This is a genomic window from Herpetosiphon llansteffanensis, assembly GCF_003205875.1.
Classification (GTDB): domain Bacteria; phylum Chloroflexota; class Chloroflexia; order Chloroflexales; family Herpetosiphonaceae; genus Herpetosiphon; species Herpetosiphon llansteffanensis.
In genome coordinates, this window is sequence record NZ_PUBZ01000093.1 from 12585 (window position 1) to 29022 (window position 16438).

General features: G+C 48.9%; 16 protein-coding genes. 10 read left to right on the forward strand and 6 right to left on the reverse strand.

Annotated features, from left to right (window positions below):
• Positions 1-147: 147 nt before the first annotated feature.
• Positions 148-576, forward strand: coding sequence for a hypothetical protein (locus tag C5S61_RS12455; RefSeq protein ID WP_110515379.1), 429 nt, complete (start codon positions 148-150; stop codon positions 574-576).
• Between the two features lie 221 nt (positions 577-797).
• Here the strand turns inward: C5S61_RS12455 and C5S61_RS12460 are convergent, their stop codons facing one another.
• Both C5S61_RS12460 and C5S61_RS12465 read right to left on the reverse strand, forming a co-directional pair.
• Entirely contained in the window at positions 798-1487 is a 690-nt protein-coding gene (locus C5S61_RS12460) for a hypothetical protein (protein ID WP_110515380.1), read from the reverse strand.
• Positions 1488-1879: 392 nt separating this feature from the next.
• Positions 1880-4261, reverse strand: a complete 2382-nt coding sequence (locus C5S61_RS12465) for an ATP-binding protein (RefSeq protein ID WP_110515381.1) — start codon at positions 4259-4261, stop codon at positions 1880-1882.
• A gap of 183 nt (positions 4262-4444) precedes the next feature.
• Here C5S61_RS12465 and C5S61_RS12470 point away from each other — a divergent pair, with 183 nt between their 5' ends.
• The 3 genes from C5S61_RS12470 to C5S61_RS12480 all read left to right on the forward strand — a co-directional run bounded on the left by C5S61_RS12470 (position 4445) and on the right by C5S61_RS12480 (position 7021).
• Positions 4445-6088: an alpha/beta fold hydrolase gene (locus C5S61_RS12470; RefSeq protein ID WP_164689415.1), complete on the forward strand. Its 1644-nt coding sequence runs from the start codon at positions 4445-4447 to the stop codon at positions 6086-6088.
• A 130-nt stretch (positions 6089-6218) separates the two neighbouring features.
• Complete coding sequence (locus C5S61_RS12475; protein WP_110515383.1) at positions 6219-6665, forward strand: iron-sulfur cluster assembly scaffold protein; 447 nt, start codon at positions 6219-6221, stop codon at positions 6663-6665.
• 38 nt (positions 6666-6703) lie between these two features.
• Positions 6704-7021 carry a metal-sulfur cluster assembly factor gene (locus C5S61_RS12480; protein ID WP_110515384.1) on the forward strand — a complete coding sequence of 106 codons (318 nt, stop codon included), beginning with the start codon at positions 6704-6706 and terminating at the stop codon, positions 7019-7021.
• A gap of 53 nt (positions 7022-7074) precedes the next feature.
• Here the strand turns inward: C5S61_RS12480 and C5S61_RS12485 are convergent, their stop codons facing one another.
• Positions 7075-7506: an NUDIX hydrolase gene (locus C5S61_RS12485; protein ID WP_110515385.1), complete on the reverse strand. Its 432-nt coding sequence runs from the start codon at positions 7504-7506 to the stop codon at positions 7075-7077.
• Positions 7507-7672: 166 nt separating this feature from the next.
• Between C5S61_RS12485 and C5S61_RS12490 the strand changes: the two genes are divergently transcribed.
• Positions 7673-8626 (forward strand): glycosyltransferase 87 family protein, encoded by a 954-nt coding sequence (locus tag C5S61_RS12490; protein WP_110515386.1) that lies wholly within the window; start codon positions 7673-7675, stop codon positions 8624-8626.
• Positions 8627-8906: 280 nt separating this feature from the next.
• Positions 8907-9797, forward strand: a complete 891-nt coding sequence (locus C5S61_RS12495; RefSeq protein ID WP_338066641.1) for a glycosyltransferase 87 family protein — start codon at positions 8907-8909, stop codon at positions 9795-9797.
• Positions 9798-9853: 56 nt separating this feature from the next.
• Here the strand turns inward: C5S61_RS12495 and C5S61_RS12500 are convergent, their stop codons facing one another.
• Both C5S61_RS12500 and C5S61_RS12505 read right to left on the reverse strand, forming a co-directional pair.
• Positions 9854-10861 carry an HAAS signaling domain-containing protein gene (locus tag C5S61_RS12500; protein ID WP_110515388.1) on the reverse strand — a complete coding sequence of 336 codons (1008 nt, stop codon included), beginning with the start codon at positions 10859-10861 and terminating at the stop codon, positions 9854-9856.
• A gap of 1 nt (position 10862) precedes the next feature.
• Complete coding sequence (locus C5S61_RS12505) at positions 10863-11150, reverse strand: PadR family transcriptional regulator (protein ID WP_369128089.1); 288 nt, start codon at positions 11148-11150, stop codon at positions 10863-10865.
• 454 nt (positions 11151-11604) lie between these two features.
• On the opposite strand from C5S61_RS12505, the gene C5S61_RS26600 reads away from it, so the two are divergent.
• Together C5S61_RS26600 and C5S61_RS12515 are read left to right on the forward strand one after the other, a co-directional pair.
• Positions 11605-11913, forward strand: a complete 309-nt coding sequence (locus tag C5S61_RS26600; RefSeq protein ID WP_124033425.1) for a hypothetical protein — start codon at positions 11605-11607, stop codon at positions 11911-11913.
• A gap of 88 nt (positions 11914-12001) precedes the next feature.
• Positions 12002-12577 carry a hypothetical protein gene (locus tag C5S61_RS12515; protein ID WP_110515391.1) on the forward strand — a complete coding sequence of 192 codons (576 nt, stop codon included), beginning with the start codon at positions 12002-12004 and terminating at the stop codon, positions 12575-12577.
• 356 nt (positions 12578-12933) lie between these two features.
• Here C5S61_RS12515 and C5S61_RS12520 read toward each other — a convergent pair whose 3' ends face one another.
• Positions 12934-14217 (reverse strand): hypothetical protein, encoded by a 1284-nt coding sequence (locus C5S61_RS12520; protein WP_110515392.1) that lies wholly within the window; start codon positions 14215-14217, stop codon positions 12934-12936.
• Between the two features lie 163 nt (positions 14218-14380).
• On the opposite strand from C5S61_RS12520, the gene C5S61_RS12525 reads away from it, so the two are divergent.
• Positions 14381-15157 (forward strand): DUF2249 domain-containing protein, encoded by a 777-nt coding sequence (locus C5S61_RS12525; RefSeq protein WP_110515393.1) that lies wholly within the window; start codon positions 14381-14383, stop codon positions 15155-15157.
• A 124-nt stretch (positions 15158-15281) separates the two neighbouring features.
• Entirely contained in the window at positions 15282-16436 is a 1155-nt protein-coding gene (locus C5S61_RS12530; RefSeq protein WP_110515394.1) for an MFS transporter, read from the forward strand.
• Positions 16437-16438 lie beyond the last annotated feature (2 nt).

Genomic DNA, 16438 nt, shown 5'->3' on the forward strand with positions numbered 1-16438 from the left:
AATTGCACGAATTGCACGAAGCATGTTCCGATAGCCAAAAGCCAAAACCCAAAAGCCTATAGCCTTCATCCCTCATCCTTCATCCTTCATCCTTCGCTGCTCTGCGCCTCTGCGTTAAAAAATACATTTTATCGTTTGGAGCTAGCAATGAGTTTACAAATTGGATTGTATGGCTCGCGTGATCCTCAATTAATCGAGTCTATTCAAGAAGTTTGTTTATTTTTAGGTGCTGAGTTGGTGCTGCTTGATGCGGTTCCCACGATTGATGCGCCGAAGCAGGTACAGGTTTTAATTTGGTATATGGGCCATATTCCATTAACGCTTCCAGCAGAACAACATCAAAGCTTGAACATTTATCTGCTCTTTGAGCGTGGCAGACATAAAGATCGGGTGTATAGTTCTTCCATCGATCCTTCGGTGTTTTATGCCCACTATTTGGTGATTCCTTTCGATCCTGAAGAATTTGCAATGCGAATTATTGACGGCTCACTGCGGCGTGGCTATCGGCTCGATTATCGGTTGAATGACTATTTACAAGCGTTTGCAGCGAAAATGGAGTCAAGAAACCGCAAATAAATTTTTCTTTTCTGTATTGATGTTTGATCTACGAAGGACACGAAGCGCACGAAGGTTAAGTTTTTTAGCCACGAATTGCACGAATTGCACGAAGCATGTTCCGATAGCCCAAAGCCAATAGCCGATAGCCACGTATCCTATGTTCTATGCTCTATGTTCTTTTCTTATTGCTAGCCTGATCCCTGATCCCTCGCCTTTTGCCTTCTGACTTTACCCTGATCCTATTTTGCTTGATCGATCTGACGGATGAGTTCATTCATCGACATTCCGGCTAATGCTTTATCGTCGCTTAATTGGGCAGGATCAGTTCGTTGTTGTTCGCCTCGTAATGCTGTTTGCGCAACAACGCGACCCTCAGTGATCTCGTAGACACCTTGGGTTGCACCTAAAACCAAGTAGTGCCTAGGCCCTAATTGCGCAGTTGAGCCTGTATCTTTTGCCAGAAAGATGACATATTCTGTACTAGGCTTAAGCTCCTCTGCATCAATCGTCATGTGATCTTTCCCAACACTACCCCCAAATGTTCGAACGATCAGTTGGTCGTTTGGTACATTTCCCTTTAAGATGGCTTTTGGCTCAAAAACCATGTCGGTATAAATAATAAAGTTAGCAGAAATAGTATCAAGAGTCACAGTATGTGGTAACGTTCCATCAGGCGTATTCCAGCGCGCTGGGGTCGCCGTAGATACCGCCCCATGAACAATCAGATCTGATTGTTGAATCAGGTCTTCAAGACTTTTAAACTCCATGGTTGCATGACTTGAGATGATAATTGACTCTCGTTCTTCAAGCACAGCTATGGTTGTATCAGGTCTCTTCGATGAAACACGGGTCGATAGCAGTATGATTCCAAGCGCAATTAAAGGAATCGCCACGAAAAGCCCTTGGATTAGCTTATGTTTAGGCCACATTGCTCACAGCTCCTTAATGAATTAAGTGTATTAGGCTATATTTTGGTGTTGGGGTGAAAATTAGAGGATAGAGTGGGAAGCTGCAATGTCTCTGGGTGCTAATATACCAATAATAATCCTCATGGTCAATCAAATGGGGCTGAAACCGCGAAGATCGCGAATGTTGATCCACGAAGAACACGAAGGGCACGAAGGTTGGAACCGCGAAGAGCACGAAGGTTGGAACCACGAAGGACACGAAGATCGCGAAGAACGTCAAGCTCAATGTTTAGCGCATCGCCCTTCATCCCTCATCCTTCATCCTTCGGTGCTCTGCGCCTCTGCGTTAAATTTTTGCCTTCTGCCTTTTGTTGGATTATGCTCTCTGTTCTTCATCCTTCATCCTTCATCCTTCATATTTCTCCAAGCGCTTGTTCAATCATGGGGTTGAGCAAATCAAGGCTCGTTTGCTGTTTGAGCTGCTGATATACACGGGCATCCAATTGTTGCTCAAGCTGAGCAATCCATGGAGCTAACAAGGCTTGTTCTGGCTCGGAGCGCGGTGCGCCAATCGATTCGCGCAGCTGCTCGACCACAATTAAGCGTTGTGCGCCAAGCTGATAATTGCCCGCCTGAATCGCCAAAATTGCCATGCCCTCCAAACATTCGGCAATACTTTCGCGCTCGCCAAGCTGTTGTAAGGCCTGCAAGCTCTGTTGATAATAGGCTTGAGCTTGTTGATATTCACCGCGTTGCAAGCTAATTGCGCCAAGATTGGTGAGCGAGGTTGCGCTAGCCCACTGGTTATTGAGCTGCTGGCGCAGGCTGAGGGTTTGCTGTGCCAGATCATAGGCGCGTTGCAAATCGCCCCGATAGCGAGCCAGCATCGATAAGTTGCTCAAAGTTGCTGCATAGTTGGCAGCTTGATCAGGATTGCTGCCAAAGACGGCGGCATTCAATTCAAATAAGGTTTCTGCTTGGCTATATGCTTGTTGCTTAATCGCTACCAGCGCCAAGTTATTGCGCACCATGGCTGCACCAATCGGGTTATTGTTGGCATCGTAGAGCGCAAGGCTTTGGCTAAAGCTGGCTTGGGCCGCAGCAATATCGCCTCGGCTCCAGGCCATTGCGCCACAGGCGTTTAATGCCCGCGAATGCAGGGTTGGCTCAAGCGGTTGTGCTTGGTTAGTAGCTTGGGCCAGAGCTTGATCAAGCCATTGTTGGCCTTCGTGGAAATAGTTGCGTGCCCACCAAAAGCGCCAGCTATTGACCGCAATATTTAATGCTGCAATTGGATAATGATTGCTACTTGCCCAAGCAAGTGCCGCGCGCAAATTATCGTGCTCAGCCTCAAAGAGATCTAGCCAATGTTGCTGATCGCTAGCAAAATGATGATTAAAGGCTTCGCTGAGTTGGCTGGCCCAGGCTAAATGCTGTTGCGCCAATTGTTGCTGTTGGGCGCTTGATAATTGTTCGAGCACATAATCGCGCACAAATGGGTGCAATACCCAGCGCTCAGTTTGTGGCACTTGCATAATCAAATGATGATCGACCAAATTACCCAAAATCTCATAGAGTGCAGGGTTTACTTCTTCCAGATTAAGCGCAAAGCTGGCACTGCTGATCGTCCAGCCAGCGGGCCAAATTGCCAAGGCGTGCAGCGCTTGTTGTTGGCTTGGTTCAAGCAGATCGAGGCTCCAGCTAATCAGGTTGCGCAGGCTGCGCTGGCGTTCAGGCAAATCGCGAATGCTGGTTTTTAGCCCAAGCACATGGTTAGTTAATTGTTGAGCCAAGCGTTGCGGCGAGAGCACACGCGTATGGGCGGCAGCTAATTCGAGCGCCAAGGGCAAGCCTTCGAGTTGGCTGCAAATTTGGCGAATCGCTTCGAGCGTTGCTGCATCTGGTTGCAATGCGGCGGCATGGCTCTGTGCTCGCTCAAGAAACAGGGCAATCGCTGGCGTATCAGCCAAATCTTCGCTGGCAATCGGTTTGGTTGGCACGGCCAAGGGCTGAAGTTGCAGCATATATTCGCCATACAAATTAAGCGGCACGCGACTGGTGGCGACAATTTGCAATTGTGGCGCTTCGCGCAACAGCTGGCCAATTGCGGTCACGCCTTCAACCACATGCTCAACATTATCCAAAATGAGCAACAATTGACGGCTGGCCAAAAACTGTTGCAGCGCTTTGGCGGCAGTTTGTTGCGGGCCAATCGCCACGCCCAAGGCTTCGGCAATCGTGGCCAACACTAATTGCGGTTGGCTGATGCTGGCTAGGCCACAGAAACACACACCATCGCGATAGGTGGCCTGCTGCGCTTCGGCAATCGCAAGGGCCAAGCGGGTTTTGCCAACTCCGCCAAAGCCGAGAATGCTAATCAAGCGTTGACCCTTGGCCAACAGCTGATTAACCGTTTGCTGTTCGCTATTGCGGCCCAAACAGCTGGTTGGCGGAATTGGTAGGCTGAAGCTGGCGCTTGGTTGGCGCTCAGCAATGCCATCATTTAAGCGCGTCGTTAATTGTTGACATAACTTTTTGAAATGGCGATGATAGGTGGTGCTGTGAATGCCCAAACTATCAGCGTAATAGGCAATACTGCGTTGAGGCTCGGCCACAATCAATTGCAGCAAGCGCTGTTGATCGGGCTGTAAGGCTTGTTGGCAAAGCGCTTGGAGAAAAGTATTGAGTCCGCCATTCGCGCTTACAAGCTGTTGAATTGCTGGCTGATTGAGTGCCGTATGCGGTTGTTGCAGCAATTGTTGAAGCCATTCAACCTGCCAGAGATGCTGTGTCATTGCCTCATACTCCTCAAAAATACAGTATTAATAAATTTTTGACTATTTTGACATTCTGCGTTATGATGCTGCTATCCACCAATTTCTCCCATCTAGCCGCTAGTCGATTCTCACAAATATCCGTCAGTCGCTTCTCTCGATGATCGTTCGTCAGTGACGATGAGCAATGCAAAGGAGTCGTTCGTGAAACGTCGGATTGTTATTATTTTGGCCCTGATCGGCCTCATGTTGGCCACATTTAGCCTTCCCCAGCAAGCAGTTCAAGCCCAAACCAATCAGTTGATGGCTGCACCAGCGCCACGGATTATTGCCGAGGTTAATGGGGCTGGCAAAGGTCGGGTTTGGGTTGGCGCTGTGCCCGCCAACAGCAGCAGCAAGCCAGTTTTGGTCTTTGTCCATGGCTTGCACGGCAAGGCTCCCAACTGGTGGGGCGAAACCATGTACCACGGCACGAACGATATGTATGATAAGGCCTATGCCGCTGGTTATCGTACAGCCTTTGTCAGTATTGACGACGAAGTTGATGGCCCTTCATCAACAATTTGGACCAACGGCGCAACCCTCAATCGCCAATTAGACGTTATTTTAAGCCATTATGGGGTTAGTTCGGTTAACATTATCGCCCATAGCAAAGGTGGTGTCGATACCAATAGCGCCGTTATTCACTATGGCGCAAGCAGCAAAGTACAAAATATCGTCACCCTCAGCTCGCCGCATCGTGGCTCGCAACTGGCCGATTTGGCCAATAGCTGGTGGGCTGGTTGGCTGGCTTCGTTGCTTGGCCAACGCGATGATGGCACCTATTCAATGCAAACCTCGTATATGAACAACTTCCGCGCCCAAACCGATGGCAGCGCCAATTACAATAATGTGCGTTTCCACACCGCTGGCGGCACCAACCATGGCCCGTTCTTCTCGGCAATGTGGTTTGGTGGAGCCTACATCTCCGGCGATAACGATGGAGTTGTGCAGGTTAGCAGCTCAATTCACCCACGTCAAACGACCCGCCTCTTCACCCGCAACTACGATCACGATAATATTCGCTTGGGCAGTGTGGTTTGGAGTTCAATCGAGCCAAGTGTGCGCGGTACGTTCCGCAGCAAAACTCTCGAAAATGCAAGCGCCAGCCCAGTTGCTGAGCAAGCAACCAGCATTGAAGCCAATAGCATTTTGCGCGGCGGTATGCTCGAAAGCGCCAGCCGCAGCGGAATTCGCTTCAATCTCGAAACTGGGGTCAAAACTGCGAGCTTTGATTTTGTCAGCAACAGCGCAGAGCTGGAAGTGACGTTTGTCGATAGCAAGGGCCAGCGGTTTGCTGCCAACAAACCAATGCTTGATGGCGAATTCTTCCGTGGTGCTTATCACTACAGCGCCGAAGTTGCTGCGCCTGCAAGCGGCACGTGGTCGGTGTTGGTCAGCGGTGGCAAAGCAGATACTGGCTATTTGTTCAATGCCACGCTTGAAAGTAGCCTGAAAGTGCAACTTGACGCTGGCAACTTGTTGGCTCAACCCAACCAAAACTTGAGCTTCAAAGTCAATGCTGCCAATGCCCAAGGCTTGAGCATCAAGGCCCAATTGACTGGCACGCCACAAGGCACTGAATTGCACAGCGCAATGCCAACCAATCGCAGCCTCGCTGCGAAAGGTGTTGATCGCGCCAGCTTGAATGTCAGCAGCCCCCAAGGCTTCGGCTTGTATCAACTAGCGGTAACGGTAACGGGCACAACTGCCGATGGTAGCAGCTTCGAGCGCTCAATTCCCTTGAATATTGGGGTTGTTGATAGTGCTGCGAAGAACACCGCCGATAGCTTGCCTGCTGGCCGCTAAACTGGCAAAAAACCAATGCTTTGGCCAAACACCATCCTTTGTGGGTGGTGTTTGGTCGTTTAGCTAGCCAATTTTTAGGCATAATCGTGTACAATACAAACAGATCTTAGCACCAGTTATGGAGGCGAATGTGGATCGCCAAGAAGCTTTCGAGTTTTTAATCGAACACTACGAACAACCTCGCCATCGTGGCGAACTGGCCGATCCGGATGTGACCATGCCTGGTGGTAATCCTGGTTGCGGCGATGTCGTGACAATCTATCTCAAGGTCGATTCAGCCAACGATGCAATTCAAGATGTGGCATTTGTCGGCGAGGGCTGCACCATCAGCCAAGCTGCTGCCTCGATTTTGCTCGAACAAATGCAAGGCCAAAGCCTGACCGCAGTCGAAGGCTTGGATTTTAATTGGATGATCGATGAGCTAGGCCGTGAGGTTGTGCAATCGCGCCCACGCTGTGCAACCTTGGCCCTCGGCACGCTCAAAGCTGCGATCAAGAAATATCGCAACGATCAAATTCGGGCCGAGCTTGGCAACGACGCATCAGCCCAAACCCCACCTGAAACATTCTCAAATTAAGCACATCTACGTGGTGTGAGCTATAGGAAGGAAATTCAATGCTTAGTGATGATATGGTTCGTTCAGCGCTCAAAAACGTGGTTGACCCAGAAATTGGGGTTAATATTGTCGATTTGGGCCTGATTTATAACGTCGATATTCGCGATGAAGGTCGCCAAATTGTCGTCGATATGACCCTGACCACGCCTGCTTGCCCAGCTGGCCCGCAAATTATCGACCAAGCGCATAAAGAGGTCAAAGCGCTCGAAGTGATTCACCCAAGTTTGAACGATGTTAATATCAATTTGGTTTGGACTCCCTTCTGGAACCCAGAAATGATGAGCCAAGATGCCAAAGATGAATTAGGCTATTTCTAAATTGAAGTACGCGAAAACCCCGTTGTGCTGGCTAGCATGACGGGGTTTTGCTTTTAACCAAGGCGTTGAGCGGCAACAGTTTCTACCAGCAAGCGGGTTTCAGGGTGAATCTCCAAGCCTGTTAAATCGTCAACTCCAAACCAGCCAATCGCCAGCGCATCGTCGCCAGCCTGCGACTCGCCACTAATCCACTCTGCTTGCATTTCCAACAAGACATAATGATATTGAATGCGCTCGCTTTGGTCGCGATGAATCACATCGACGGCAGTAATAAAACTTGGTGTGCTGATTTCAACAGCACACTCTTCGCGAATTTCGCGCCGTGCAGCAGCCTCGACCGTTTCGCCAAGCTCGATTGCCCCACCTGGCACACTCCACTGACCAGCTAGTGGCTCCTTTGAGCGCTTCACCAACAGCACCCGTTGTTCGTGCCAAACCATCACCGAAACCCCAATTAACGGTTGGCTAGGATAGATCCGCGACATCAATGCTCCTCAATGACAAGGTTAATCAGCTTTGATTATGCCATACCTTGCTGTTGATTGATGTTTTGTCTATAAAAATAGTCTGCAATAGAGAATTATAAATGTCAATTTCAGATTGTGCTTTTTTGGTATGATGCAGGCTACATAGCATACGAGGAAGGCTTTTATGACCCAACCAACGATTAATGTTCGGCGAATTGCGTGGATTAGCTCGGTTCTTATTGCAGGAACGCTGGTAATTGCATCGTTCTTTATCTCGATGTTTGGTGAAGATCTGCATAAATACTATATGCCATTTGCCAAAGGTTGTGATACATGTGGATTTAATCCCTATTATGCGCGTTGGTTTTTTGTTCCATTAATGATCTTGCCCAATAACGAATGGGCTATGCCTTTGTGGAGCATGATGGTCTTTGCGGGCATGTTTTGGTTGATTTATAGGCTCGATATAAATCCACTGGTAATTATCGCCTTTCCAATGCTTGGTCAATATTCACTGGGTCAAGTTGATATTTTCTTATGCATTGGTTTCTATCTGATGCTTAAATCGAAAAATCCATGGGTTCAAGGGCTGGGAATTTGCTTTTTGGCGATTAAGCCACAGGTTACTGCGTTGGTGATCGTAGGCTTTCTGATTGGTCAAAAATGGTCGCAACTCTGGAAAATAGTTATTCCGCCAGCAATGATGCTATTATTAAGTTTTTTGGTCTTTGGCATCGACTGGCCAGTGCGCTGGTTGAGCAATACCCAAGCATTGCCACCGCACGTCTGGCGTTTGGCAGCAGGCGATACCTGGCGCTTTGCTTTGCCTTTTATCTGGATTCCGTTCTTGTTTGAAGATCGTGAGCGGCGGATGCTGCTCAGTATTCTGATGATGGCGCTGGCCTCGCCTGTGTTTGGCACCTATAGCTATATCGTGTTTATTTTGTTTTATCCTAAGTGGTGGACGATTGTGCTTTCGTATGTGTGGGTCGTGTTTACCCCGATTGAACCAGATTTTGCCATTCGGTTTGCCTGGATTTTGCCCTTGGTGATGATTATTCATATTTGCTATACCAATTGGGATGAAAGTTGGTGGATGCGGCGGCGGGCCAAATTGGCTAATCAAACGCTGGCGTAACCACAGAGCAGCAGTTAATCACGAGCGATTAATTGCTGCTGGTTGGATTTGCATGGTTTAAGCGGCGGATTGTTCGTGCGAAACCATCTCCGAAACCCTAATTAATGGTTGGCTATGATATATTCGCGCCATTAATTTGCCTCAACGCCAAAGTTAATTTGGTTGGGATATTTTTTGGTATTATGTACACGCCTTACTTTAAGAGAGGAATGATCATATGGCATCACAAACAATTGACATTAAACGAGTGTCATGGATTGCATCAATTATAATTGCATGCATGCTAACAATCGTCTCATTTTATATACCTCGATATGGTCAAGATTTGCGCGAATTTTATATACCTTTTGCTCAAGGTTGTAATGATTGTGGATTTAATCCTTATTATTCACGTTGGTTTTTTGTTCCCTTATCGATTATTCCAAACAATGAATTTGCAATGCCAATTTGGAGCTTTATGGTATTTTGCATGATGTTTTGGTTGATTTACAAGATGGAAGTTACACCATTAGTAATTATGTCATTCTCGATGATTGCTCAATATTCTTTAGGTCAAGTTGATATTTTTCTATGCATTGGTTTGTACCTGATGCTTAAATCGAAAAATCCATGGGTTCAAGGGCTGGGAATTTGCTTTTTGGCGATTAAGCCACAGGTTACTGCGTTGGTGATCGTAGGTTTTCTGATTGGTCAAAAATGGTCGCAACTCTGGAAAATAGTTATTCCGCCAGCAATGATGCTGCTACTTAGCTTTTTGGTTTTTGGGATCGATTGGCCAGTTCGTTGGTTGACCAATGCTCAAACCTTGCCACTTCATGTATGGCGTTTAGCATCAAGCGATACCTGGCCCTTTGCCTTACCCTTTATCTGGATTCCGTTCTTGTTTGAGGATCGTGAGCGCCGCGTTCTATTGAGCATTTTGATGATGGCGCTGGTCTCGCCTGCATTTGGTACCTATACCTATATTGTGTTTATTTTGTTTTATCCAAAGTGGTGGACGATCGTGCTTTCGTATGCTTGGCTTGTCTTTCTGCCGTTTGATACGCTTTATACGCTTCGTTGGGCCTGGATTTTGCCCTTGGTGATGATTATTCATATTTGCTATACCAATTGGGATGAAAGTTGGTGGATGCGGCGGCGGGCCAAATTGGCCAATCAAACGCTGGCTTAACCACAGCGCAGCAGTTAATCGCTCGTGATTAACTGCTGCTCATTGGATTTGCGTGGTTATGCGGTGGCGACAACCTCGTTTTGCTGGGCGCGGCTGCGTTCTTGATACAGTTTGTAGGCGGTATAGCCTGCATCGACAATCACAAAAAATGCTGTGAAAGTGAGGCCATAGTAGAAGGCACTCATGCCAATTGCCATATTGTTCTCGCGAATCATGGTGCCGAGCTTGCTTAGCTCAATCAACGAATTAGGATAACCAGCATTCACTAGCCATGCGGAATGGCCTTGAATCAGCAAGAACAGCACGATGATGCTCAAGCCGCTGGCTGCGAGCGAGGCAATTCTGGTGCTTGTTTGCCAAACGCCACGCCACAACACCACCAAATCGACCACAATATTGACAATGCTAGCAACCACAACCAAGGCAAAGTATTGGCTAATGACCGGATTTTCAAAGAAGCCTTGGCCACTGAACCAGCGGAAGCCACCTTCAGCCTGAAATTGCATCAGCCAGCCGAGCAAAATGACTTGGGCTGCAATCCCAAATAATTGCGAGCCACGGCCAACTTTCTCGCTGGCTGGGGTAATCGCTGGCAATTTGCGCGGGTCAAAGGGCTTTTTCGGTTCAAACTCGGTGTCAACTTCGAGCTGTTGCAAGCCCCAAAAAATCGCGACGATCAGCCCAAAGGTAGCAGGCAGATTGCCAATCACTCCCCAGATTGTATTAATGATATTGAGCCGCTGATTGCCGAGCGAGCCAAGCAGCGCCAAGCCAAGTTGGGTCGCGATCATAATGCTAAACACCAGCAATACGACCGAGCGAAACTGGGGAAACAGCGCTGGGCTAATTAAATATTGGCGGTTATTACCATAGGCGGCAGCAACCTTGGCTGGCTCGCCCAGCGCTTGCAAGGCGGCGACCACTGCTGCTTGATCGTCGAGCGCTTGATCGTTGCGCTCAAGGCTATCGTAAATCGACGAGCGTAATTCAGCCAAAATATCGTTGCGCTGTTTGGCTGGTAAATAATTGCTAACTGCGCCAAGGTATCGTTCAATCAAGTCCACCTTAAACTCCTTCATCATTCAAGAGGCGCTGCATAACTTCGGCCAAGCTTTGCCAATCGTGGCTGAGTTGGGCCAGAATCGTGCGACCTGCCTCGTTAATCACATAGTAGCGGCGTGGCCGAGAGCCTTCGACATTCCACATGCTATCCAAAAAGCCTTGGCTTTCTAAGCGGCGCAAAAGCGGATACAGCGTGCCTTGGTCGATGTTAAAGCCTCGTTCAGCCAAGCGATCAATCAGCGAGTAGCCATATTGGGGCGTTTGCAGCTGGCTTAGCGCCGCCAAAATCACCACTCCCCGCCGTAATTCTTGGGATAACTTTTCGTATCCCTCTTGTTCTGTTGCTTGTATTATCATGTTTTTTATAATACTGTGTAATGCACAGTATTGTCAATAGGTAAATATAGCGAAATTCTGGTTATTTTGGAGAAGTGAACTATTGCGAGCAAAGCGCAGGTATAGTTAAGCAAATAATTGTTGATTAGCGGGAGTTTGGGCTATGGGGTTTAAGCCAATTAAGGTTGATCGCAAACTTGTCTATGAGAACTTATGGTTTAGTACTTGGAATAGTGGTATTGAGCATTTGTCAGAATGGCTACCCATGGACGACGTGGCAAATCAGGTGCGATTTATTGAAACCTATGCAAAACCATATTTCGAACCAGCCCGCCATCCGGATCACATTCGTTCCCAATATTGGATGAAAGAATCGCTTCGCTATTGCTTGAATAGCTATGATGAACAGATGAGCCATGAATTTTATAGTGCATGGGATTCAATGCAAATCCAGTTTGACCGACCGAGTGATGTTCATGCTTTTTTGCTGCGCGTTTGGCAAATCCTTTTCCCCGCTGAGCCATGGGAAATCGATGATCTTAGCTTTTATCTCGATATTAGCGAGCAAGCACAACCGAAAAGTAAAGGATCGGCGCAACCAGCCGTTGATCCGCTGGCTACGCCGCACCCACCGCGCCGCCGCAAACGCCACGAGGTGACTGAGCTACGCTATTTGTATGATGATCCCTATAGCGAAGATTATTATGCAGAGCCCTAGCCGCAATCCACATCCTAAAATTACTTGATAATATACGTATATTGATGTAATATACGTATATTGAAACATAGTTTAGTAAGGATTGGTTATGCACTTCGATGCTCCGTTGATCGTGCAAACGACGTTGGCGACGGTGATGCAAGCGCAGCAGCGGCTGGCTGAGCATTTGTGGTGGGGTGGCGCTTCCGCCAATTCAACCACGATTCCAAGTTTGTTGGAGCAAGAAATAACGCTCTTGGTGCAGGTTGCTAATGGCGAAATTGAGCGCGAAACGGCGGGCGTGGCGCGTTATTTTGAAATTAAAGGTGTGCTCGATGATCTGTGTCGGCTTTTGTGGCAAGCGCCGTTGAGCACAGCACCAGTTATCCCAGCAGAATTTTGGACTCAGCCAGGAATTGGCGCGGTCTGTGGGGCGGTGCTGGCATGGCTCGATGCAGATGATTTAATTACGATTACCGAAGCAGCGCAATTGCTCTACCCCGATGCAGCGCTGGTTGGCAGCAATGTAGCGACCCAACGCGTGATTCGATTAATTGCTAGCGGCAAACTTCATGAATATACTGCTAGCGCTGAGCTTGCGCCAAATCCACGCCATCGGCGGCGGGTCAAGCGTAGCGAGGTGTTGCTACTCTGCAATATCGTTCATGCTGAGGATGCTGTTTAATTTTTGACCCCAACCCTCGTGTTGCAAGCGCAAAAAACGCGCAGATCACGAGGGTTAATTTTTTGATCCAGGAAGAGCACGAAGGGGCGAAGGCTATAGGCTTTTGGCGAGCGGAACAATTGGTGAGTTGTGCAACAGTGATTGGTGTAATGGTTCATTGGATTGGCAATCGTGTTCCCTCACCCCCCAGCCCCCTCTCCCACTGAACGCGGGCGAGGGGGAGCCGACCATGGTGTATCACATATCGTGACAGAACCGCACGATTAAAGCCCCTCGCCCGCGCACGGGAGAGGGGTTGGGGTGAGGGGATCAGGCGGCTGGTAACGCAATGAACCAGTACATCTATGCTCTATGTTCTATGTTCTATGTTCTATGTTCTTTGCTCTATGTTCTGCACGCAGCCCATGCCAGCAATTGAGCAACAGCGCTAGGCCACTAGCGGCAATCAAGCCGCTGCCCAAGCGCAAGCCCCAAATGCTATTGATCACGACCGCTAGAATTACCAAGCCACTGCCCAAGCCATAACTTGCAATTGAGGCAGCAGTGAGTTGGGGCAAGAATAACTCGCGAGCGGTGGTTGGCACATGCTGGGTTGGGCGATTGGCACGATCAATCCAAATCAAAAATGGAATAATTTTGTGCAACATGGTCATGATTGCGAGGCCAATCCAGCCTTGCATGCCAGCCATAAATAAGACTTGGAACTGCTTTACCCCACTGCCTGGCAGCCAACCCAAAACTGCGCCAAACGCCCAGCCACTACACAACAATAACCACAATCCAGCAGCAACAAAGAGCTTAATCGGGCCTTCAACGTGGCGGCGAATCCGATGGCGCAAAATCGAACGCACATCAGCCAACCATGCCCCAACACTAAGCAAAATCAAACTGGCACAAATTAACATAATGATATTTGATGCTTGGAGCCATAAAGCGAGGCCGGTTGCATAGGCTGCGCTGTTGATTCCAAGCACTGCAACCCAGCGCCAACGGCAAACATAGCCATGGGCCAAACTGAACATTGCCAATAAGCGATAGCTCAAGGCCAACGTCAGCGTGCTAAACCAACCGAGCACCCCGAGCGTGGCATGGCCGAGTGGGCCATAGGCAACTAAACTTGGCCAAATCAATACCGAACGATTGATCACCAACATAATGCCAATTAGGAGTTGAATTGCCAAGGCAGTTAATGCTAAACTAATCCCAATCGTCGTTACATCCCACTGGCGTGCTTGGCATAATGTGCGCCCATAGCTCGCCAAAATGCCCACCAAGCCAATACTCAGCAACCCTGCCCCGCTAATTAGCCAATGAGTTGCCGCTTGACTAAACGCCCAACTAAAGATGCCGCTGCCAACGACAAATGCCGCAAAGCTCCAATCGACCATGCTGCGCCATGCCAAGGGTTGTTGTAAAAGCACTGGCAATAGTTGATACAAGGCCGCCAAACAGATTAAGCTTGCCCAGCTCAGCGTGATCAGGTGGGTCAAACTTAAGATGTTGGGGCTGTAGGGAAAGCCAATGAGCTGTGGTGCAATGCTGGCTTGTAAGCCAGCCCAAGCCAACAGAAAGCCTTGGGCAATTAAGAGCAATATCAACACGTTGCGGGCATGATTATAGTTTTGGCTGGGAACATGCATAGCATCCTCGTTTCAGCAATTAACCTCTGTATGAGCCTAGCAAATTGAGGCCAGTTAGGGCGTGACTTTTCTCACACCACAGTCATGTGAGAAAAGTCGCTGCCTGAAGCATGTTGCTGGAGCTAGAATCACCGGACAAGGCATTCAGCCCAACGAGGTTTTCATGATTACTGCTACAATGACTGTCGCCGACATTCTCAAGCGCTATCCCAACTTGCTTGAGGTGTTTGTGGCTCAACATACAGCCTTTCAACGGCTGCGCAATCCGCTGCTGCGGCGGGTGTTTGCGCGCATGGTCACGGTTGAACAGGCTGCCCAAATTGCTAAGATCGAGCCTGCTCGCTTGCTGCAAGCGCTCAATCAAGCCCAGCCTGAGCCTGTTGCGGGTACGCCATTTGCTGAGGGTTTTAGCACGCAGCCTGATCCAACCACACCGCCAGCATGGCTGCAATTGAACCACATTAATTATTTGCTTGATGTGCGCGAAGCCCAAGCAACCGCCCAAAATCCATTGGCGCTGATTACCCCTGCAACGCTTGCCCTCGCCGCCGATCAGCTGTTGCTGTTGCGCAGTAGTTTCGAGCCAGTGCCGCTGTATCAATGGCTAGCTCGGCGTGGCTTCCAAGCATGGTCACATCAACATACAGACGATGATTGGTTGGTATTTATTGGGCGGGTTGCTAGCAGCGAAGCTCAACAATCCGACCAGCCCAATTTGGCCAAGCCATGTGTCGTTTTGGATAATCGTAGCCTCAAGCCACCGGAACCAATGGTCCGCACCATCACCACGCTCAAACGGTTGCCGCCTGCGAGCTATCTCATTGGGATTACCGATCGCATTCCGGTGATCTTGCATGAAACACTTAGCGACGAAGGCTATTCGTTTGAGTCGTTAGGCCACATCCAGCAAGCCTATCTGACATTAATCACTGCATTGTAAGGAGTTTCTAACCACACGTATTTAGATGATTACATTGTTGTAGGGGCGTAGCCAGTATTCTGCTTGCGAATCCCCAATGTGCCAACTTAAAACAACAGTGTCGTTTTGGTTGAAGGAGCACCCGATGGTCAAACGCCACCCCGTTCGCAAAGCGGTTCTTTGGGGCTGCATGACAACGATCAGTCTTGCGATTATGATTGCGGTTGGCTCGCGCGATCTTGCGCATTTTGATGCAGCCCTTGTCGCTTATACCTTTGCCACGCTTTTTGCCACTTTTGGCATTACCTACCGCTACACAATGTGGCTGCAACGCCCGCCAACCGCGATGTATTGGAAGCGTGGCTGGCAAATGTTTTTTAAACCCCAGCGCTTATTAACCAATATTCGCAATTTATTTACCCGCACCAGCAGCGATTTTGCCGCTAATCGCTTTATTTGGAAGCGTGGGAAGTTGCGCTGGCTGGCCCACTGGTTCATTATGTGGGGTTGTATTGTCGCTGTTGCGATTACCTTTCCCTTAGTCTTTGGCTGGCTGCACTTCGCCAGCGTGCCTGGCTCGTTGGATTCATATCGAGCGTATTTGTTTGGCTTTGCGCTCTTCGACTTCCCCGTTGATTCGATTTTTGCTTTTTTGATGTTTCATGGCTTGGTGTGGTCGTCGTTTGCGGTGATTTTCGGCGTGATGCTGGCGATGTGGCGGCGCATGCGCGACCATGGCGCGGCCTCGGTGCAGCAATTTGTCGAAGATATTTTGCCGCTGATTTTGCTATTTGCGATTAGCGTGACTGGCGTGATGCTGACCGCGAGCTACACCTGGATGCGTGGCTATGCCTTCGATTTTATTGCGATTCTGCACGCAATTACGGTGATTTTCACCTTGCTGTATATGCCGTTTGGCAAATTTTTTCACATCTTCCAACGCCCAGCTCAACTTGGCGCTACCTTCTATAAAGATGCAGGCGCAACCAGCGAGCAAGCCCATTGCCGCCGTTGTGGCGAGGCCTATTCCTCGCGTATGCACGTTGAAGATTTGATTAGCGTGCAAAAGCAACTTGGTTTTCGCTACGAAGTTGCGGGCGAAGTCGAACATTATCAATGGATTTGCCCACCATGCCGCCGCGCGATGTTTGTACTAGCGCAAACCAAACAATGGCAAGGCAATTTTGGCGATCAAATGTTTTCGAGCATGCATGAGCAACCAGCTGCCCCGCGCTTTGGCAACCCCGTCATTAGCGAAGGCCCACTTGGCCATGAAGATCAGGCCAATCTGCATTTTTAGGT

Excerpts from the sequence above, each read along its gene's own strand:
- C5S61_RS12455 (WP_110515379.1), top strand. The coding sequence starts at position 148 with ATGAGTTTACAAATTGGATTGTATGGCTCGCGTGATCCTCAATTAATC.
- C5S61_RS12460 (WP_110515380.1), bottom strand. The coding sequence starts at position 1,487 with ATGTGGCCTAAACATAAGCTAATCCAAGGGCTTTTCGTGGCGATTCCT.
- C5S61_RS12465 (WP_110515381.1), bottom strand. The coding sequence starts at position 4,261 with ATGACACAGCATCTCTGGCAGGTTGAATGGCTTCAACAATTGCTGCAA.
- C5S61_RS12480 (WP_110515384.1), top strand. The coding sequence starts at position 6,704 with ATGCTTAGTGATGATATGGTTCGTTCAGCGCTCAAAAACGTGGTTGAC.
- C5S61_RS12485 (WP_110515385.1), bottom strand. The coding sequence starts at position 7,506 with ATGTCGCGGATCTATCCTAGCCAACCGTTAATTGGGGTTTCGGTGATG.
- C5S61_RS12490 (WP_110515386.1), top strand. The coding sequence starts at position 7,673 with ATGACCCAACCAACGATTAATGTTCGGCGAATTGCGTGGATTAGCTCG.
- C5S61_RS12495 (WP_338066641.1), top strand. The coding sequence starts at position 8,907 with ATGCTAACAATCGTCTCATTTTATATACCTCGATATGGTCAAGATTTG.
- C5S61_RS26600 (WP_124033425.1), top strand. The coding sequence starts at position 11,605 with ATGAGCCATGAATTTTATAGTGCATGGGATTCAATGCAAATCCAGTTT.
- C5S61_RS12515 (WP_110515391.1), top strand. The coding sequence starts at position 12,002 with ATGCACTTCGATGCTCCGTTGATCGTGCAAACGACGTTGGCGACGGTG.
- C5S61_RS12520 (WP_110515392.1), bottom strand. The coding sequence starts at position 14,217 with ATGCATGTTCCCAGCCAAAACTATAATCATGCCCGCAACGTGTTGATA.
- C5S61_RS12525 (WP_110515393.1), top strand. The coding sequence starts at position 14,381 with ATGATTACTGCTACAATGACTGTCGCCGACATTCTCAAGCGCTATCCC.
- C5S61_RS12530 (WP_110515394.1), top strand. The coding sequence starts at position 15,282 with ATGGTCAAACGCCACCCCGTTCGCAAAGCGGTTCTTTGGGGCTGCATG.